Here is an 18,726-nt window from a genome sequence, read left to right as displayed (position 1 = left end):
CGACATCGCGAGGTGATCTCACAACATGCTGCTCATCCCATGCCCTTGGTGCGGACCCCGCGACGAGTCCGAGTTCCACTACGGCGGCCAGGCCCACATCGCCTACCCCGAGGACCCCTCGGCCCTGACCGACGACGAGTGGGCCCACTACCTCTTCTTCCGCGACAACCCCAAGGGACCCTTCGCCGAGCGCTGGAGCCACGCGGCCGGCTGCCGCCGCTGGTTCAACGCGGTACGCGACACGTCGACGAACGAGTTCGTGGAGGCGCCGCCATATTCAGCCCCTCCGGGGTTTGAGGAGCAGGGTCCAGGGGCAAAGCCCCCGGTTTCGGGAAGGGGCGGGGTGGTGGGGGTGCCCCCAGCGAAGCGAGGGGGAGAGTCAACCCCTGCCCCCGCCACGGACGGCCGCACCCAACCGTTCCGGCTCACCACGGGCGGCCGAGTCAACCGCGCCGAACGCCTCACGTTCACCTTCGACGGCACCCAGTACGAAGGCCACCCCGGCGACACCCTCGCCTCCGCCCTCCTCGCCAACGGCATCATCCGCACCGGAACGAGCATCAAACTCGGCCGCCCGCGTGGCATCTTCTCCGCCGGCGTCGAAGAGCCCAACGCCGTCATCCAGATAGAAGAGCCGTTCCCCGAGCCGATGCTCCCCGCCACCGCCGTCGAGCTGTACGACGGCCTCGTGGCGACCGGCCTTCCCGGCCAGGGCCGCCTCGCCACGACCCCCGACCCGGCGCGCTACGACGCCGTGCACACCCACTGCGACCTGCTGATCGTCGGCGCCGGCCCGGCCGGCCTCGCCGCGGCCGCCTCGGCAGCGAGAAGCGGCGCCCGCGTCATCCTGGCCGACGACCAGCCCGAGCTGGGCGGCAGCCTGCTGGGCACGGCCCAACACCTCACCTGGGCAAGCGAAGTCGAGGCCCTCCTCACCTCCGCCCCCGAAGTGCGCATCCTCCGCCGCACCACCGTCTTCGGCTACTACGACGACAACCACCTCCTCGCCGTCGAGCGCCGCACCAACCACCTCGGCGCCCACGCCCCCGCGCACGTCTCCCGCGAGCGCGTCCACCGCATCCGCGCCCGCCGCGTCATCCTGGCCACCGGCGCCCACGAGCGCTCCCTCGCCTTCCCGGACAACGACCGCCCCGGCATCATGCTGGCCGGTTCGGCCCGTACGTACGTCAACAAGTACGGCGTCGTCCCGGGCCGCAAGGCCGTGGTCTTCACGACCAACGACAGCGCCCACGCCGTCGCCCGCGACCTTGCCGCCGCAGGCGTGGAGATCGCGGCGATGGTCGACACCCGCCAGGGCGAGTACGTCACCGGCACAGAAGGAGAAGACCGCCTCACCGCCGTGCTGGTGGGCGACCGCCGGATCGAGGCCGACCTCCTCCTGGTCTCGGGCGGCTGGAACCCCGTCGGCCACCTCTACAGCCAGGCGGGCGGCAAGCTCCGCTACGACGACGCCCTCGGCACCTTCGTCCCCGCCCCCGGCACCTGCCGCCAGGCCGTCGAGGTCGCGGCGAGTCCGGCGGAGGGCACGGCAGCCGCCGCCTGCGCGCTGGAGGCCGAAGGCTACGCACCGGAGCAACCCGAACTGCCGCCCGTAGACGCCGAATCGGAGACCGCCCCGGAGACGGTCTTCGTCGTCTTCGGCACCGGCGGAGCGACAAGCTTCGTCGACCTCCAGCGCGACGTCACCGTCGCCGACCTCACACGGGCCACCGGCGCCGGAATGCGTTCCGTCGAGCACACCAAGCGCTACACCACCGCCGGCACCGCCAACGACCAGGGCAAGACCTCCGGCGTACTGGCCTCCGGCACCGTCGCCCACCTCCTCGGCGTCGACGTCTCCGCGCTCGGCACGACCACCTTCCGGCCGCCGTACACCCCCGTCAGCTTCGCGACCCTCGCCGGCCGCGACCGGGGCGCCCTCCACGACCCGATCCGCACCACCGCCATCCATCCCTGGCATGTCGCCCACGGCGCGCTCTTCGAGAACGTCGGCCAGTGGAAGCGACCCTGGTACTACCCGCAGCCCGGCGAGGACATGGAAACCGCCGTCCTGCGCGAATGCACCGCCGCCCGTGAGGGCGTGGCCTTCATGGACGCCTCGACCCTCGGCAAGATCGACGTCCAGGGCCCGGACGCGGGCGTCTTCCTCGACCGCCTCTACACGAACATGATGAGCACCCTCAAAGTCGGCATGATCCGCTACGGCGTCATGGCCCGCCTCGACGGCATGATCTTCGACGACGGCACCGTCATCCGCCTCGCCGACGACCGCTTCATCGTCACCACCACCACCGGCAATGCCGCCACCGTCCTGGACTGGATGGAGGAATGGCTGCAGACCGAGTGGCCCGACCTGAGGGTCCGGTTCACCTCCGTCACCGAGCAGTGGGCCACCATCGCACTCGTCGGCCCCCGCTCCCGCGAGGTGCTCCGCGACCTGGCCCCCGATCTGGCCGTGGACAACGCCGACTTCCCCTTCATGGCCTGGCGCGACACGACCGTCGCGGGCATCGCGGCCCGCGTCTGCCGGATCAGCTTCTCCGGCGAACTGGCCTACGAGATCAACGTCTCGCCCTGGGACGCCCTCGCGCTCTGGGAGTCCGTCTACGCGGCCGGAGTCACCCCGTACGGCACCGAGACCATGCACGTCCTGCGCGCCGAGAAGGGCTACCCGATCATCGGCCAGGACACGGACGGCACGGTGACCCCGCAGGACCTGGGCATGAGCTGGGTCGTGTCGAAGAAGAAGAAGAAGGACTTCGTCGGCAAGCGCTCGTACGCCCGTGCCGACGCCGTCCGCCCCGACCGCAAGCACCTCGTCGGCCTGCTCCCCGAGGACCCGGCCGACTTCCTCCCCGAGGGCACCCACCTGGTCGCCACCGGCACCCTCCCCGAGCCGCCCGTCCCGATGCTCGGCCACGTCACTTCCAGCTACTGCAGCGCCGCCCTCGGCCGGACCTTCGCCCTCGCGCTCGTCAAGGGCGGCCGGGACCGTATCGGCGAGCGGCTGTACGCGCCCGTCGGCGACCGGCTGGTCCCGGTGACAGTCGCCGGCCCAGTCCTCTACGACCCCGAGGGAGCCCGCCGCGATGGCTGAGACCGCGATGGCTGAAACCGCAATGCCTGAAACCGCAATGGTTGGCAGCACAACCACGACCCACCGCCCCCAGAGCCCCCTGTCCGGCGCCGCCGCCCGCTTCGCCGCCGCCACCCGCACCTCCGGCGGCGCCCTGCGGCTGGCCGAGGTCCCCTTCCTCGCCCAGATCAACGTCCGGCTCGACCCCAAGGGGCCGGCCGCCGAGGCCGTCGGGCTCGCCCTCGGCCTCCAGTTGCCCCCCGAACCCGACACCGCCGTACAGGCCGGGGAGCTGACCGCCCTGTCGCTCGGTCCCGACGAATGGCTCGTCGTCGGGCCGCCCAGCACGCAGGCGGACCTCGAGGCCCGGATCCGTACGGCGGTGGGCGAGGAGCCGGCAGCGGTCACCGATGTCTCCGCCCAGCGCACGACGGTGCTGGTCGCCGGCCCCCGCGCCCGTGACCTGCTCGCCCATGGCTGCTCCCTCGACCTGCACCCCCGCGCGTTCGGCCCGGGCCGCTGCGCCCAGACGACGCTGGCCCGTGCGCAGGTCGTGCTCATCGGCCGGGAGAGGGGCTTCTGCGTCCTGGTCCGCTCCTCCTTCGCGGGTTATCTCGCGGACTGGTTGCTCGATGCCGCCTCGGAGTACGTCTGAGGACAACTGAATACACTGGAGTGGTGGTGACCACGGACTGGAAGAGCGACCTCAGGCAGCGCGGGTACCGGCTCACCCCGCAGCGCCAGTTTGTCCTGGAGGCCGTCGACGCCCTGGAGCACGCCTCGCCGGACGAGATCCTCACCGAGGTCCGCAAGACCGCCTCCGGTGTCAACATCTCCACCGTCTACCGGACCCTGGAGCTGCTCGAGGAGCTCGGCCTGGTCAGCCATGCCCACCTCGGGCACGGCGCGCCCACCTACCACCTCGCGGACCGGCACCACCACATGCACCTGGTGTGCCGGGACTGCGGCACCGTCATCGAGGCCGACGTGTCCGTGGCGAGCGCGCTCACCGACCGGCTCAAGGTCGCGTACGGCTTCGAGACCGACATGAAGCACTTCGCGATCTTCGGACGATGCGCCGACTGTTCACCAAAGGCCAAGGATCCAACACCGAGCCGTAGTCTTGACTCATGAAGAGCCCTTTGCTGTCGCTTCCCGGCGCCGTCCCCGCAGAAGGCCCTGACGAAAGCGTTGCCGCTCACTACGGAGACCTCTTCCGTGAGCAGCGCGCTCTCGCGGACGGCACCGGCTTCGTCGACCTCTCCCACCGCGGCGTCGTCACCGTCTCCGGTCAGGACCGCCTCCCCTGGCTCCACCTCCTGCTCACCCAACACGTCAGCGAGCTGCCGCCCGGGCAGGCCACCGAGGCCCTGGTCCTCTCCGCCCACGGCCACCTCGAGCACGCGCTGTACCTCGTCGACGACGGCGCGACGACCTGGATCCACGTCGAGCCCGGCACCCAGGACGCCCTCATCGCCTACCTGGAGAGCATGAAGTTCTTCTACCAGGTGGAGATCGCCGACGCGACGGACCGGTACGCCGTCGTCCACCTCCCGGCGGGCAGTATCTCGCCCGTGCCGGAGGGCTGGACCGTGCGCGAGACCGCGTACGGCCGCGAGGTCTTCGTCCCGCGCGACGAGCTCGAGACGTACGCGAAGACCGTCGGCAACCCCATCGGCATCCTGGCGCTGGAAGCCCTGCGCATCGAGGCCCACCGCCCCCGCCTCGGCCTCGAGACCGACCACCGCACCATCCCGCACGAGCTCGGCTGGCTCACCACCGCCGTCCACCTCGAAAAGGGCTGCTACCGCGGCCAGGAGACGGTGGCCCGCGTCCACAACCTCGGCCGTCCCCCGCGCCGCCTCGTCTTCCTCCACCTCGACGGCAGCGAGGTCAAGCTCCCCGGCCCCGGCACCGTCCTCCGCCTCGCCGAAGACGGCCCCGACGGGCGCCCCATCGGCGCCATCACATCCTCCGCGCGCCACTGGGAGCTCGGGCCGATCGCCCTGGCCGTGGTGAAGCGCAACACCCCCACCGACGCCATGCTCTCCGCCGAGGGCACGCCGGCGGCCCAGGAAGTGATCGTCGAGCCGTAAGCGGCTAAGCGGCCGCTGCGCCGGTCAGATCTCCACCAGCAACGTGAACGGGCCGTCGTTCGTCAAGGACACCTTCATGTCCGCCCCGAACCGGCCCGTCTCCACGTGCGCGCCCAGCGCCCGCAGCTGCGCGACCACCTCATCGACCAGCGGCTCCGCGACATCCCCCGGCGCGGCCGCGTTCCAGGTGGGGCGCCGCCCCTTACGGGCGTCACCGTAAAGCGTGAACTGGCTGATCACGAGCAGCGGCCCGCCCACGTCCGAGCAGGACTTCTCGCCGGGCAGAATCCGCAGGCTCCACAGCTTGCGCGCCAGCAGCGCCGCCTTCTCCGCCGTGTCCCCGTGCGTCACCCCCACCAGCACGCACAGGCCCGGCCCGACGATCTCCCCGACCGTCTCGCCGTCGACCACCACACTCGCTTCACTCACCCGCTGGGCCACCGCACGCATGGCCCCATTCTCCCTGCCCCGAGGGGGCGCGCGGCGCCGGGGCCGTACGCCCGGCTGGTGGTGCGTGCACCAGTACGCAGGGGCCGTTCGGGTGCAGTGTCGCTGCGCGGCACCCTCGCACAGTGGCACGATCGAATCCTGCCGGACGAGGGGACGAAAGGCATGACCACCAGCGGTAGTACGGGTAGTACGAATCAGACAGGCAGCCAGCGCATGCTCAAGGCACCGGGCCCCCGCCCCTACGGCCCGCTCCCGGACCCCGGGCCCGGTCCGGAGCTGTCCGCCCTCACCCTGGACGGGCTGCGCATCCTGCGCCGCGACGCCCAGCAGGAAGAGGCCGACCTCTCCTACCTGCGCCGGCTGCTCCAGGGCCGCATCGACATCCTGCGGGCCGAGACCGGCCGTCGTACGGCACCCGACTCACCCGACGGCATCGCCAGCCCCGACGTCCTCGACCGCCTCCCGGAAATCCTCACCGACAGCCCGTCCCGCCACCGCTCCTCCGCCCGCCACGTCACCCTCGGCACCCCGGTCAGCGAACGTAACCGCCGCCTCGCCGAGCAGATGCTCTCCGAGGTCGAGCTGTCCGACCTCACCGCCCGCACCGACGACGAACTCCACGACGCCATGGGCCGCTTGGTCCGCCACGAACAGCAGGTCTCCCGGCGCCGCCAGACTCTGCAGCGTACGGTTGACGGATGCAGCAGGGAGATCGCCCGGCGCTACCGGGAGGGCGAAGCGCGGGTCGACGACCTGCTCACCGGGGACTGATCTTTTTTGAGGCGAGTTCGCCTGGAGGAGTGCCCCCGTTTCGACAGCGGCCGCTCCACCTCGGCTCACTCGCCGACCGTCGACCGTCGGTGCGCATGAGCCGTCAGCCGTCAGCCCACCCCGTCCTCGCCGAGGTCGTCCGCTCGGGCTTCGTGGAGGGCCGGCACCGCGGCTCGCTGGTCCTGCTGGGTCGGCGAGGTGGCCGCGTTCTGACGGGACGCTCCAAAACCATGTGCGAGCGCGCATCCGCCCGAATAGCGTGCTGGACATGAGCCTTGACGTCCGCACCCTCACCGCCTCCGACCTGCCGCAATGGCTGCGTGCCCTCAACCGGGGCTTCCTGCACGCCCCCACCGTGTCGGACGAGGAGGTCGAGGTCCGCCGGGACGGCATGGATCTTGACCGGACCCAGGGCGCGTACGACGACGGCCGCTGCGTGGCCACCTTCCGCAGCATGCCCCGCGAACTCACCGTCCCCGGCGGTGCGCTGCTCGACGCGAGCGCCATCACCAACGTCTCCGTGAACGCCAGCCACCGCCGCCGCGGCCTCGCCAGCCGCATGATGGCCAACGAGCTCACCGCCTCCTGCGAACGCGGCGACGCCCTCGCCATCCTTATCGCCGCCGAGCACCCCATCTACGGCCGCTTCGGCTTCGGTCCCGCCACCACCATCACCGAGTGGGAAGTCGACGTCCCCCGCACCCAGCTCGGCCCCTTCGCCCTCCCCGACGGCGGCCGCATCGACTTCGCCGACCCCGCCGAGGTCCTCAAGCTCGGCCCCGAACTCCACGAACGCTTCCGCCGCCTCACCCCCGGCGCCATCAACCGCACCGACCGCTGGTGGGAGCTCTCGACCGGCGCCGTCCGCATCCCCTCCGCCGACTGGACGGAACCGCTCTTCGTCGTCTACCGGGACACCGCCTCCGACCGCGTCGACGGCCTCGCCACGTACAAGGTCGAGGAGAAGTGGCACGGCATGTACCCCGACTGCCCCCTGACCGTCAGCCACCTCATCGCCACCACCCCCGACGCCGAACGCGCCCTATGGCGCTACCTCCTCTCCGTCGACTGGCTCACCAAGCTCCGCACCGGCAACCGGCCCCCCGACGACCTCCTCCCCGACCTCCTCGGCGACCCCCGCTCCGCCCGTGTCGACCACTCCTCCGACTTCATGTGGCTCCGCGTTCTCGACGCCCCCCGCGCCCTTGCCGCCCGCACCTACGCCGCCCCCGGCACCCTGGTCCTCGACGTGGTGGACCCCGGTGGCTTCGCCTCCGGCCGCTTCCGCCTCGACGTCGCCCCCGACTCCACCGCCAGTTGCGCCCCCACCACCGCCTCCCACGACCTCACCCTCCCCGTCTCCTCCCTGGGCGCCCTCTACCTCGGCGACGCCTCCGCCGTCCGCCTCTCCGCCCTCGGCCACCTCACCGAACACCGCCCCGGCTCGGCCGCCCTCGCGGACACCCTCTTCCGCACCCCGCGGCGCCCGTGGTGCCCGGACATCTTCTGAGGTCAGACCCACCAGACAGAACGAATCGCGATCAACACCAGTACGCCGCCCACACAGAAGATCTTCAGCGACCGGGACTTCCACCCCACCGCCACCACGAACAACCCGACCGCCATCAACGGCCCGTATGCCCGTTCCAGTAACTGGCCCAGCAGCGCCAGCACGACTTGGTTCCACAGCATGAGCCCACCCCTTCCAGGCGGCTGACGGCGAGGGATCCCGTCGCCGGAACGTCGTCGGGCCGGCTGGGAGGAGCGTGAAAGCCAGTGATCCAGTTGATCTAGTGGGCGAGCAGCAGAGCGATCACCACAAGCCCCACACAGGTGAACGTGGTGTTCCGGGCCTTATGGCCCACCGTGAACATCCCGAAGGCGACCGCACCAGCGGCGCCGTAGCGGTACTGCACAAGCTGTTCGAAGGCGAAGGCACACAGAGCGAGAGCGGGCATCTCGGGCCCCTTCCTTGTGGCGCGTTCGGCATCGTTGAACGATGCGGACAGATGTGACAATCGGCGCGCCTAGCCGTAAGCGCTGCCCCTACCGGCACGTCATCGGGCCGGCCGGGACCGCGAACCCCGTTGCATCAACATGCTCAACTCCGCATGAAGTTGAGCTAGTTGACTGATTAGCTCTGTAGTTGTTGTCCCCGTTGACTGTCGATCCATAAACTTGTAGCAACCAACACGCTTCGCATGACCAGAAGTTGTACGCTGGGCAGCATGACCGGCGATCGTCCAGCGAGCGAGGCCAAGCACACGTACAAGCGTGTCGCTGAATCTCTGCGTGCCGAGATCGACAGCGGCGACCTCCCCGCCGGATCTCAACTCCCCACCCACTTCGAGCTGGTCGAACGCTTCAGGGTCTCCCGCGCCACCATCCAGCGCGCCCTCAAGGACCTCCAGAAGGCCGGCTACGTCAACTCCGAGCAGGGCCGCGGCGTTTTCGTCGCCGGGAACCCCGGCTCCGCGGTCACTTCTTCGGCCAACGGTGTCTCGCACCGGCAAGATTCCGCCACTGCCCGTTCCGGCGAGACCGTCGACTTCGTCGCAGCGATCGAGGAGGCGTTCGAGTCCGACGTGGTCACCATCGACGCCTTCTGTCTGACAGCCGAATCGCTCAACGGTGCGTTGCTCATGCAAATGCAGCGCATCATGTCCGGCCAGCCGGCCCCCCGGAGCATCCGCGTCCGCTTGGTCCTCCCCAGTCCGGCCACATCCCTCGCCGTCCCCCAGCGCGTCGACGAGCCCAAGGACGAGCGTCCCCTCGACCGCCTGCGCCGGTTGACCAACATGCACACGTACGGCCTAGTCAACTCACTCAAGGATCTACGTGAGCGTAACTACGTCGCCAGCGTCGAGCTCGTGGTCCGGTCGGTCCGGATCACCCCCGTCCACAAGCTCTACGTGCTCAACGGCAGCCGGGGCGTCTTCGGCTACTACCGCTTCATGGAGCGGGAGCTGGGCGTCGGGGGCGGCGACACGATCCAGATCTACGACGTGCATGGAGTCGACGCGAAGTTGTTCAACCTGGAGGGTGAATTCCTCGAGGAGTCCGAGAGGTGGTTTCAATCCCTGTGGGAAACCATTGCGCAGGACGAAGAGCAGCCGCTCTTTGAGTGAATCATCTGCGTTAACCCTGCATGCTCGCATAGCGAGACTCGGTTGCAGACGGTAGTTTACCCACTAGGCTGGCGCCCCAATCCAGAACGGCGACCGAACCCGTGTGGATTGAGGGGGCTGCCTGTCTGCTGGGCCTGCGCCCAGTGACGCCGTGACAAGCCAGGAGCAGCCTTGTGGGTACTGCCGTCCCTCTCGACCACCGGTCGCCACAGCCTCCAAGCTGTGTTGCCGAAGCCGGCAAGGTCAGCGGGGACGCCTACGACCGGTTCGTCAGCCACGCCATGAAATACGGCGAGCTCGCCGGTGGCCACCACAACCACAACTTTCTCATGCCGCTGCTTCCCCACCTCGCGCAGCAACTCGGACAACAGGCCCAGAGCCTTGTCAAAGTCCGCGTGCCACGGCCGGACGCGCTGGCGGTAGTCCCCCGTACCTGGAAGAGCGAGTCGCGGATCCTGCTGAAGCTCCGGGGTAAGATCCCGAACCTCCCGTCGCCGCTGGACCCCCGTCGTAAGCCCTCCGTCCATCTCTGGGTGGAGGGCACCGCCCTATCGGAGCGCTGCCCGGCTGGCAAGGCTGTGGACGCCTACTACATCGACGCCTTGGCAGGACTCTTCGGCGTCATGACTCGTCTGAACCGCAACGATGTGCCCCTGCTGCCCCCGAGCTGGCCGCGCAACGGTGACAGCACTGGCTATCTGCGTCGGCTCGCCCGTATGACGGAGACGCGGATCCGCCGACCGAACTGGAACCGGTTCGGAGACCTCTTCGAAGCGCTGGGCGTCGGTCCGTCCGCCATGCGGGATTTCGCCAAGGTCATCCCATCCATGCAGCGCCGCCCCTTCGGCCTACTGCACACCGATTTGCACCGTGACAACCTTATCGTCACGGACGATCCGGATCGGCCCCTGTATTTTCTCGACTGGGAATTGGCGTCCTTTGGCGATCCCATGCACGACTTGGCCACCCATTTGGTCCGGATGCAATACCCCGACGACCAAAGGGACCAGGTAATCGAGGCGTGGCGCAATGCCGTCCCTGTCGAATCGGCTGCCGGACTCGAGACCGACCTGCCCCATTACCTGGCCTTCGAACATGCCCAGTCCGTCTACCCCGACGTCATGCGTGCGGCGCGCGATCTACTGAACGCCGACGGTCCGGACGGCATGGAGTCGGCAGTCAGGGTCGTGCGTGATGCGCTGCTGAAGGCCGCGAACCCTCTTCGTCTGCGCTCCATTGCGGACGAGGAGACGACCCGGGAGGCACTCACCGCCTGGCACCGCAGCCAGCTGCAGGGGCGGCCTAAGCGTGGCCTGTCCGTCGGCTGGCAGCGGCTACAGGAACGGCTACTGGGCGAGCAGCAAAGCCAAGGCGACGAGCCCGGCGCAGTGGCAAGTGGCGTTGCGGGTCTTTCGGCCCACAGCGACCAGGCCCAGGGCCAGGGCGCCGACCGCGCCGTACTTCATGGTCACTAGTTGGTCAGCTGCATAAGCCGCGATCCACTCGGTCAAGCTGATGAGGACCATCGCCGTACCTCCTTTGGCCGTCGAGCGGTGACTGAGGTTGGCCGACTGCTCGACCTTTCATCAAAGTAGGCGTGAGCCTTGCTGCCCACCATTGGCCCACTGCAGCGCACTTGACCTGGCTTGATGTCCCAACAACCTGGGTAAGTGCTCCGCCTGTCCATGCCGGTTGTGCTCTCCATAGCTCGGGCTGTTGCCAGCGTCAAACGCTCTCAGCCAAGTCCCGCATTTGTTCGGTCAACCCGTCGCACTTGACTGACAGTTGTACGGTCTTGTCATGAGTGCGCAAAGTCCCGCGCAGGACGGGATCCCGCCGTACCTCCGCATCGCCGCGGAGTTGCGCGAGCAGATCGATGAGGGCCTGTTGCCCATAGGGCATCAGATTCCGACGCAGGAGAGGTTGTGCCGGCGATTCGCCGTCTCCCGGGCGACCGTCCAGCGTGCGCTGGAGGAACTCCGGCGGGACGGTTACATCGACTCCCAGCAGGGCCGCGGCTCGTACGTCTTGGACCGGTCCGCGACGCTACCGGTCTCTGAACGTGCGATGCCCGGCCAGGCCGGAGTCGTCCTGGCAAACCACCTCAACAGTGCGTTTGAAGCGAGACATGTCACGTTGGACACGTTCACCCTGACCACTGAGTCACTCGGGGCCGCAATCCAGGCCCCTTTAGGCCGAATCCGGGCGGGGGAACTGCAGCCGGAGTCGATCAGGCTCAGAGTTCTCCTGCCCAGCCTCACGTCCCCCCTTGCGGTGCCACGGCGGGTCGTGAACGCCTCAGACAGTCGGCCGTTGAACCGCCTGCGGGGGCTGGCTCAGACTCACGCAGCCAGCCTGCTCAGCTCCATTGCTTCGCTGGCAGACCAGAGACTCGTCTCAGACGTGGCTGTCGAGATGCGAACGGTGGAGATCACTCCGCTCTTCAAGGTCTACCTTTTCAACGGCACGGAGGCCCTGTCGGGCTACTATCACGTGGTACAACGCTCGGTGCCCATCGCTGGAGAGGACATGGAGATATACGACTTCCTGGGCTTCGCGGCGATGCTCTTCCATCATTCGGCCAAGGGCCCTGACCCGGATCCCTACGACCAGGCAAGCGTGCGCGAGATGCAGGGGTGGTTCGACTCTCTCTGGTCAACGATCGCCGAGCCGTTGACACTCCTCGAGTGACGTTGCCCTCCTCTGCCCCTACCGAGATACCCGTGCTGCGTGAACTCGTGGCCTCTACGAAGTGCGTGCTGTTCGACTTCGACGGACCTGTGGCCAGACTCTTCGCCGGCTATCCGGCGGCGGATGTCGCCGGCGCACTCAAGAGACAGCGCGCTGTGCGTCTTGACTTGAACGCCAAGGAGCTTTGCCGCGTCACGCCCGGGGGGATGATCGGCATATCTATCAACAAGTTGGCGAAGTCTGGGTAGCTTGTGCTTGTGACCCCAAAGCCCGGATCGGATGGCGACGTAACCGCGCCCTACCGCCGCATCGCAGCTGAGCTGCGAGCGGAGATCGAAGACGGCCGTCCCCGGGTCGGGCGGCAGCGGGGCCGGGGCGCGTACGTCCTGGACCGGCCGGTGGCCCAGCGGGTGGGCGTAAAGCGATCACGGCACGGTCAGGCAGAGCCTGAGCTCGCCGCCCACGTAGCTGCCGCGTTTGAGGTCGAACGCGTGACTCTCGATGTGTTCTCACTCACCACTGAGACTCTCAACAAGGCTGTTCAGGTACCGCTGCAGCGGATCCGGTCAGGTGACATCCAGCCTGGCACCATCACAGTAAGGCTGTTGCTGCCAACGCTTGAAGGTCCCCTCGCCGTACCGCGGAGGGTCGACGACGCGAGTGACGAGCAGCCGTTGAAACGGCTGAGAAGACTCACGCGGAACCAAGCCGAGGTCTTCCAGAACTCCCTTCAGGACGTGGCCGACCGTCGCCTCGTCTCCGAGGTGTCTCTGCAGATCAAGACGGTTCCCTACACGCCTACGCACAAGCTGTATCTACTCAATGGCCGCGAGGCACTCTTCGCCTACTACGAAGTCGTCGACCGCACGGTCTCCATCAAGCGAGAGGACATGATGATCTACGATTTCCTGGGGCTGGATGCCCAACTCTTCCACTACTCCACTGGAGGGAACGACCCGGATCCTCATGATGTGGAGTTTGTGCGCCGTTCCCAGAGGTGGTTCGACTCCCTCTGGTCAACGATCGCCGAGCCGTTGACACTCTTCGAGTGACGTTGCCCTCCCCCGCCCCTACCGAGATACCCGTGCTGCGTGAACTCGTGGCCTCTGCGAAGTGCGTGCTGTTCGACTTCGACGGACCTGTGGCCAGACTCTTCGCCGGCTATCCGGCGGCGGATGTCGCCGGCGTACTCAAGAGACAGCTCATCGATTGGGGCCTGAAGGCCCCCGACGCCCCTGATGTTGATGACCCGCTGCGGGTCTTGCGTGACTCGATGGGTCTCGGCAGGGACCGTGAGCTCGAAGAGCTGTTGACCAAGCACGAGTTGAAGGCCGTCAAATCGGCGATACCCACGGCATACGCGGACAAGCTGGTCCGTTTGCTCTCCGCCAAGGGCAGCAGCGTGGCAGTCACCACCAACAACTCGCCGTTGGTTGCTGAGCGTTATCTTGACGGCCGGGGACTCAGGGAGTGCTTCGGGTCGCACATCCACGGCCGCACCGGTGACCCGGGTTTGATGAAGCCGGATCCGTCGTGTCTGATCAGGGCGCTGAGGTCGACGGAGACAACGCCCGCCGAGTGCCTGATGATCGGCGACAGCGCCGACGACTTCATCGCCGCACACAAGGTCGGCGTCACCTTTTTGGGATACGGGCGAGACGCGGAGAAGATGGCGAATTTGTACGACGCGGGGGCCTCTCACGTGGTCTCTTCGCTGGAGGATGTGTGCAGAGCTGTTTCGGATGGATGAATTCCGGTGAGTCTCGACCCGGCCGCGGGCTTAGATGTGTGGCGAGCCCCCCACGCCGCTTATGGGTTGCGGTCGGGGCGTAGAGACACTAGGGAAGATAGGACTCGCAGTCGATGGGTGCTTTGACCGCCGCCGCCGTTGAGGACGTCGCGGCTGCGCTGAGGCGGGATTCCGAGGTGGAGGGTCCTCTCAAGGGCCATCACCGCGAATCCTATGCCGTGCGGATTCACCCCACTGGTCCACGACTGAAGGTGTCTGAGCCCAGATCGGACGTTTTCTGGTACGACTACCGTGGCTCCGAGGAAGAACTCATCAGGGAGTTGCGGCCGTACGTGCGCAGGATCCCGAGGGTGCTGCGCGTCGATGGTCAGGTCTGCGTTTCGATCTTCATCGAGGGCAGGACGCTCGGGGAGACCAGTGCCGTGGACACGGCCATCGACCCGCACTACCTCCAGCAGATCGCGCAGCTCTTTCGCAACCTCGCCCGGTTCGACACGCGGATTCTCGAGCGGCAGGGGATCTGCACTCGCCCTGGCGCCGTGGACAAGCGGGACTCGACGGCGTTCCTCAGGCGGATGGTCGACCACACCCGCGAGCACGTCTACGAGCGGAATCGCACTGAATACGGCCGGCTCTTCGAAGCACTCGGTATCCCGGAGCACGCCCTGGACAGGTTCGTAGAACGCGTCGAGAAGCAAGGCGGCCTGATCCGGCGTCCTTACCGTCTTCTCCACGCGGATCTGCACCGGGAGAACTTCATCGTCGATCCCGACCGCCGACTGTGGACCATCGACTGGGAACTCGCCCAGGTCGGCGATCCGCTCTATGACCTGGTCACACACCTGCATTTGATGCGGTACCCCCAGGAGCAGGCGGACGAGATGTTCGAGCGATGGCAGCGAGCAGTCGGGGAGGAAGTGTCCCGGGGGGCCGATGTGGATCTTCCGCGTTACCTCGACTACAAGCGGATGCAGGACGTCTACACGGACGTCATCCGGGGCGCGGTCTCTTTGGGCGCGTCGCCCGACCAGAGTCGGCTTCAGCATGCGACCGCTGCCGTGCGGCGCGCGCTTGAGGCAGCGAAGCAACCGCTGGGGATCGAGAAGACACCGACCCCCTCCGAGATCGAACTGGCTCTGTCCGACTGGCATCGCGGTCATGGGCGCGACGAGTCCGTCACCGCGTAGCGGTCAGTTCACGGTCAGCGCCATCCACCGCTCCGGGTCCGCCAGCGGTTCGAAGCCGACCTTGGCGTAGACGCTGTGGGCGTCGTGGGTGGCCAGGAGGATGCGACGGAGGCCGAAGGGCTTGAGGTGGTCGCGGACGGCGGTGGTCAGGGCGGTGGCGAGGCCGCGGCCGCGGGCGGTGGGGGATACGTAGACGTCGCAGAGCCAGGCGAAGGTGGCGTGGTCGGTGATGACGCGGGCGTAGGCGAGTTGGGCGCCGGTGGTGGTGTCGTAGGCGCCGAAGTTGAGGGAGACGGAGATGGCGGCGTCCTGCTTGGCGCGGGGGCGGCCGAGGGCCCAGTAGGCGTCGGTGGAGAGCCAGTGGTGGATGAGGTCGCGGTCGAGGCGGGCGGGGTCGGTGGAGATCTCGTACGGCGTTTGCATCGGCGTCATACGCGCGGATCGTAGTGTTGCTTACTGGTTCCGTGCACAACAATTAAATGGACCTTGATGGTCGGGGTGGCGCAGGCTCGGCGTATGGATGTGCAGGGAATTCACGTACCGCTGATCACGCCGTTCGGTGAGGACGGGCGGGTCGACGGCGCCGCGTTGGAGCGGCTGGCGCAGGGGCTGGTGGACGAGGGGGCCGCCGGGTTGGTGGCGCTGGGGACCACGGCGGAGGCGGCGGCGCTTGATGAGGGCGAGAAGGCTGCGGTCAGCGAGGTTGTGGGCCGGGTGTGCCGCGAGCGCGGGGCGCATTTCACGGTCGGGGCCGGGTCCAATGACACGCGGCGGACGGAGGCGGAGGTCGCGGGGCTGGAGGCGGATGCGGCGCTCGTGACGGTGCCGTATTTCACGCGGCCGTCGGAGGCGGGGGTGGTGGCGCACTTCGAGCGGGTGGCGGCTGCTTCGAGAGTTCCGTTGATTGTCTACAATGTCCCGTATCGGACCGGGCAGACCCTCAGCCGGGCGACGGTACGGGCGCTCGCCGCGATCCCCGGCGTCATCGGCTTCAAGCACGCGGTCGGCGGCATCGACGCCGACACCGTGGCGCTCGTCGGCGAGGTCCCGCTCTATGCCGGGGACGACGTCTTCGCGCCGGCCCTGTTCGCGATGGGGGCGCCGGGCGGGATCCTGGCATCGGCGCACCTTGGGACCGGGCGGTGGGTGGAGCTCTTCCGGGCGTACGAGCCGGGGCTCGGGCGTGAGCTCTCGGCGATGGCGGCCACGCTGTTCGCGGAGCCGAACCCGACCGTGATCAAGGCGGTACTGCACGCCCAGGGGCGGATCCCGACCCCGGACGTACGGCTGCCGCTGCTGGCCGCCGGGGGCCCAGCGCGTGAGACGGCCGTCCGGGCACTTGCCGCAGCAGGGGATACTCGGGACCGTACGTACGCACTGATCGGAGAGACGGGACAGACGCGATGAGGATCGGAATCGTCGGAGCAACCGGCCAGGTCGGCGGGGTCATGCGGAAGGTGCTGGCCGAGCGCGACTTCCCGGTGGAGCAGCTGCGGCTGTTCGCGTCGGCCCGCTCGGCCGGGCGGACGCTGCCGTGGAAGGACGGCGAGGTGGTCGTCGAGGACGCTGCGACCGCCGACTACAGCGGTCTGGACATCGTCATCTTCTCGGCGGGCGGGGCGACCTCCAAGGCGCTGGCGCCCAAGGTCGCGGCGGCCGGCGCGGTCGTGATCGACAACTCCTCCGCCTGGCGGCTGGACCCCGACGTCCCGCTGGTCGTCTCCGAGGTCAACCCGCACGCGATCGCGGACCGCCCCAAGGGCATCATCGCCAACCCCAACTGCACCACCATGGCCGCCATGCCGGTCCTCAAGCCGCTGCACGAGGAGGCGGGGCTGGCCGCGCTGGTCGCGACCACCTACCAGGCGGTGTCCGGCTCGGGGCTCGCCGGCGTCGCCGAGCTGCACCAGCAGGCGCTCAAGGTCGTGGAGACCGCCGACCAACTGGCCTTCGACGGCGAGGCGGTCGAGTTTCCCGAGCCCGGGGTTTACGCCCGCCCGATCGCCTTCAACGTGCTGCCGCTGGCCGGCAAGATCGTCGATGACGGCAGCTTCGAGACCGACGAGGAGCAGAAGCTCCGCAACGAATCGCGGAAGATCCTCGAGATCCCCGCGCTCAAGGTCTCCGGCACCTGCGTCCGCGTCCCGGTCTTCTCCGGTCACTCGCTCCAGGTCAACGCCCGCTTCGAGCGTCCGATCAGCGTCGAGCGCGCTTACGAGTTGCTGGCGCAGGCCCCCGGCGTCGAGCTTTCCGAGATTCCGACCCCGCTGCAGGCCGCCGGCAAGGACCCGTCGTACGTCGGCCGCATCCGGGTCGACGAGACCGTCGAGCACGGCCTCGCGCTCTTCCTCTCCAACGACAACCTCCGCAAGGGCGCGGCACTCAACGCCGTCCAGATCGCGGAGCTGGTCGCCGCGGAGCTCTCCGCCCGCTGAGCAACGCGGTACGCGGCTGCCGCCCCCCCGTGCGGGCGGCAGCCGCGTCCTCACCCCTCCACCGTCTTCGGGTCCATCCACAGGACCTCCCAGATGTGCCCGTCCGGGTCCTGGAAGCTCCGCCCGTACATGAAGCCCTGGTCGTTCGTCTCGTTCGCGGCCTGGCCGCCCGACGCCAGCGCCTTGTCGGCCAGCTCGTCCACCCGCTCCCGGCTCTCCACGCCGAGGGCGACGATCGCCTCGGTGGTCGTCGTGGCGTCGGCGATCTCCTTCTTCGTGAACCGCCGGAAGAACGGCTCCACGAGCAGCATCGCGAAGATGTCGTCGCTGATGACCAGACAGGCGGCGTTCTCGTCGGTGAACTGCGGATTGAAGGAGTAACCCAGCCCCTTGAAGAAGGCGACCGACTTGGCGAGGTCCTTCACAGGCAGGTTGACGAAGATCTTCGTGGACATGGTGTGCCCTCGTCTCTGATGAGTTCCGGTGAGCTTTGGTGGCTTACGAAGGGGTAGACGGCCCCTCGATGCGAAACTCATCGGCGCGAAGCCCATCGGGCGGGCGGCGCGGTCAGCGACGCAGCCCGGTCATCACCGTCCGGGGTGCTCGTCTCCAACGCCGCCCTTCACGAAGAGGTCCTGCGGGTGCTGGATGCCTGATTCCGACCGGCTGATCGCCTTCGACCGCGGCGCCGACGAGGCCGCCCCGCCGCGCGACGCGCCGCTGCCGCTCGCTCTGTTCGCCCTCTGGTGCGGTGACCGGGTCCTGCTGGTCTTCGACCGCCACCGCAAGGCCTGGGAACTGCCCGACGGCATGATCGAACCCCCGGAGAGCCCGCGCGAGGCCGCGGTGCGCGAACTCCGGGAGGAGACCGGGCAGGTGCCCGACGGGCCTGTCACCTTCGTTGGTTACGCACGCTTCGCGCTGGGCCCCGAGCAACGTCCCGAGTACGGTGCGCTGTTCGCGGGGCGGTGTGTGACGCCCCGCGAGTTCCGGCCGAACGAGGAGATTGCCGCAGTGCGTTGGTGGGACCCGCAGAACCGCGCGCCGAGCCGGGTGGAGGCGATCGACCTGGGCCTCGCTCGGCTCAGCGGACCGGCCCGGTAGCCGTGCCGTACAGCTTT

21 protein-coding genes are annotated in these 18,726 nt (G+C 68.3%); 16 read left to right on the top strand and 5 right to left on the bottom strand.

Annotated elements, in window-relative coordinates; genetic code table 11:
* Nucleotides 1–25 precede the first annotated feature (25 nt).
* Genes EFK10_RS52185 through ygfZ form a run of 4 tightly spaced genes read left to right on the top strand, consistent with a single transcriptional unit; the run spans nt 26 to nt 5,193 of the window.
* Nucleotides 26–3,118, top strand: a complete 3,093-nt coding sequence (locus EFK10_RS52185) for a sarcosine oxidase subunit delta (RefSeq protein ID WP_127357167.1) — start codon at nt 26–28, stop codon at nt 3,116–3,118.
* 37 nt (nt 3,119–3,155) lie between these two features.
* Nucleotides 3,156–3,752 carry a sarcosine oxidase subunit gamma gene (locus tag EFK10_RS20795; RefSeq protein ID WP_240677358.1) on the top strand — a complete coding sequence of 199 codons (597 nt, stop codon included), beginning with the start codon at nt 3,156–3,158 and terminating at the stop codon, nt 3,750–3,752.
* Nucleotides 3,753–3,775: 23 nt separating this feature from the next.
* Nucleotides 3,776–4,231, top strand: coding sequence for a Fur family transcriptional regulator (locus EFK10_RS20790; RefSeq protein ID WP_127357166.1), 456 nt, complete (start codon nt 3,776–3,778; stop codon nt 4,229–4,231).
* Nucleotides 4,228–5,193 carry a CAF17-like 4Fe-4S cluster assembly/insertion protein YgfZ gene (ygfZ, locus tag EFK10_RS20785; protein WP_127357165.1) on the top strand — a complete coding sequence of 322 codons (966 nt, stop codon included), beginning with the start codon at nt 4,228–4,230 and terminating at the stop codon, nt 5,191–5,193. Before EFK10_RS20790 ends, ygfZ begins: the two co-directional genes overlap by 4 nt.
* A 24-nt stretch (nt 5,194–5,217) precedes the next feature.
* Here ygfZ and dtd read toward each other — a convergent pair whose 3' ends face one another.
* Nucleotides 5,218–5,643, bottom strand: coding sequence for a D-aminoacyl-tRNA deacylase (gene dtd, locus EFK10_RS20780; protein WP_127357164.1), 426 nt, complete (start codon nt 5,641–5,643; stop codon nt 5,218–5,220).
* Nucleotides 5,644–5,856: 213 nt separating this feature from the next.
* Between dtd and EFK10_RS20775 the strand changes: the two genes are divergently transcribed.
* Both EFK10_RS20775 and EFK10_RS20770 read left to right on the top strand, forming a co-directional pair.
* On the top strand, nt 5,857–6,414 hold the full coding sequence (locus EFK10_RS20775) for an RsiG family protein (RefSeq protein ID WP_206305526.1): 558 nt from the start codon (nt 5,857–5,859) through the stop codon (nt 6,412–6,414).
* Between the two features lie 268 nt (nt 6,415–6,682).
* Nucleotides 6,683–7,924: a GNAT family N-acetyltransferase gene (locus tag EFK10_RS20770; RefSeq protein WP_127357162.1), complete on the top strand. Its 1,242-nt coding sequence runs from the start codon at nt 6,683–6,685 to the stop codon at nt 7,922–7,924.
* A gap of 2 nt (nt 7,925–7,926) precedes the next feature.
* Here the strand turns inward: EFK10_RS20770 and EFK10_RS20765 are convergent, their stop codons facing one another.
* Both EFK10_RS20765 and EFK10_RS47615 read right to left on the bottom strand, forming a co-directional pair.
* Nucleotides 7,927–8,106 carry a hypothetical protein gene (locus tag EFK10_RS20765; protein ID WP_127357161.1) on the bottom strand — a complete coding sequence of 60 codons (180 nt, stop codon included), beginning with the start codon at nt 8,104–8,106 and terminating at the stop codon, nt 7,927–7,929.
* A gap of 98 nt (nt 8,107–8,204) precedes the next feature.
* Nucleotides 8,205–8,372 (bottom strand): hypothetical protein, encoded by a 168-nt coding sequence (locus tag EFK10_RS47615; protein WP_164836085.1) that lies wholly within the window; start codon nt 8,370–8,372, stop codon nt 8,205–8,207.
* 270 nt (nt 8,373–8,642) lie between these two features.
* Here EFK10_RS47615 and EFK10_RS20760 point away from each other — a divergent pair, with 270 nt between their 5' ends.
* From EFK10_RS20760 to EFK10_RS20725, 7 genes are all read left to right on the top strand, one after another.
* Entirely contained in the window at nt 8,643–9,542 is a 900-nt protein-coding gene (locus tag EFK10_RS20760) for a GntR family transcriptional regulator (protein ID WP_164836084.1), read from the top strand.
* Between the two features lie 173 nt (nt 9,543–9,715).
* On the top strand, nt 9,716–11,017 hold the full coding sequence (locus EFK10_RS20755; RefSeq protein ID WP_127357159.1) for a phosphotransferase family protein: 1,302 nt from the start codon (nt 9,716–9,718) through the stop codon (nt 11,015–11,017).
* 325 nt (nt 11,018–11,342) lie between these two features.
* Nucleotides 11,343–12,233 (top strand): GntR family transcriptional regulator, encoded by an 891-nt coding sequence (locus EFK10_RS20745; RefSeq protein WP_127357157.1) that lies wholly within the window; start codon nt 11,343–11,345, stop codon nt 12,231–12,233.
* Between the two features lie 32 nt (nt 12,234–12,265).
* The gene (locus EFK10_RS53350; RefSeq protein WP_127357156.1) at nt 12,266–12,481 is read left to right on the top strand and encodes a hypothetical protein; all 216 of its coding nucleotides are present in this window, start codon (nt 12,266–12,268) and stop codon (nt 12,479–12,481) included.
* Nucleotides 12,482–12,490: 9 nt separating this feature from the next.
* Complete coding sequence (locus tag EFK10_RS20735) at nt 12,491–13,285, top strand: hypothetical protein (RefSeq protein ID WP_127357155.1); 795 nt, start codon at nt 12,491–12,493, stop codon at nt 13,283–13,285.
* A gap of 32 nt (nt 13,286–13,317) precedes the next feature.
* Nucleotides 13,318–13,983: an HAD family hydrolase gene (locus EFK10_RS20730; protein ID WP_240677357.1), complete on the top strand. Its 666-nt coding sequence runs from the start codon at nt 13,318–13,320 to the stop codon at nt 13,981–13,983.
* 113 nt (nt 13,984–14,096) lie between these two features.
* Nucleotides 14,097–15,170, top strand: coding sequence for a phosphotransferase (locus EFK10_RS20725; protein ID WP_127357153.1), 1,074 nt, complete (start codon nt 14,097–14,099; stop codon nt 15,168–15,170).
* A gap of 3 nt (nt 15,171–15,173) precedes the next feature.
* Here EFK10_RS20725 and EFK10_RS20720 read toward each other — a convergent pair whose 3' ends face one another.
* Nucleotides 15,174–15,602: a GNAT family N-acetyltransferase gene (locus tag EFK10_RS20720; RefSeq protein ID WP_127357152.1), complete on the bottom strand. Its 429-nt coding sequence runs from the start codon at nt 15,600–15,602 to the stop codon at nt 15,174–15,176.
* Nucleotides 15,603–15,686: 84 nt separating this feature from the next.
* Here EFK10_RS20720 and EFK10_RS20715 point away from each other — a divergent pair, with 84 nt between their 5' ends.
* On the top strand, nt 15,687–16,577 hold the full coding sequence (locus EFK10_RS20715) for a dihydrodipicolinate synthase family protein (protein ID WP_127357151.1): 891 nt from the start codon (nt 15,687–15,689) through the stop codon (nt 16,575–16,577).
* Nucleotides 16,574–17,605 carry an aspartate-semialdehyde dehydrogenase gene (locus EFK10_RS20710; protein WP_127357150.1) on the top strand — a complete coding sequence of 344 codons (1,032 nt, stop codon included), beginning with the start codon at nt 16,574–16,576 and terminating at the stop codon, nt 17,603–17,605. Before EFK10_RS20715 ends, EFK10_RS20710 begins: the two co-directional genes overlap by 4 nt.
* A gap of 50 nt (nt 17,606–17,655) precedes the next feature.
* Here the strand turns inward: EFK10_RS20710 and EFK10_RS20705 are convergent, their stop codons facing one another.
* Nucleotides 17,656–18,060 carry a VOC family protein gene (locus EFK10_RS20705; protein WP_127357149.1) on the bottom strand — a complete coding sequence of 135 codons (405 nt, stop codon included), beginning with the start codon at nt 18,058–18,060 and terminating at the stop codon, nt 17,656–17,658.
* 193 nt (nt 18,061–18,253) lie between these two features.
* Here EFK10_RS20705 and EFK10_RS20700 point away from each other — a divergent pair, with 193 nt between their 5' ends.
* The gene (locus EFK10_RS20700) at nt 18,254–18,709 is read left to right on the top strand and encodes an NUDIX hydrolase (RefSeq protein WP_127357148.1); all 456 of its coding nucleotides are present in this window, start codon (nt 18,254–18,256) and stop codon (nt 18,707–18,709) included.
* Nucleotides 18,710–18,726 lie beyond the last annotated feature (17 nt).

Origin of the sequence: Streptomyces soli, from assembly GCF_003999195.1 — a bacterium.
Classification (GTDB): domain Bacteria; phylum Actinomycetota; class Actinomycetes; order Streptomycetales; family Streptomycetaceae; genus Actinacidiphila; species Actinacidiphila soli.
This window is presented reverse-complemented; position numbering and strand designations above follow the sequence as displayed.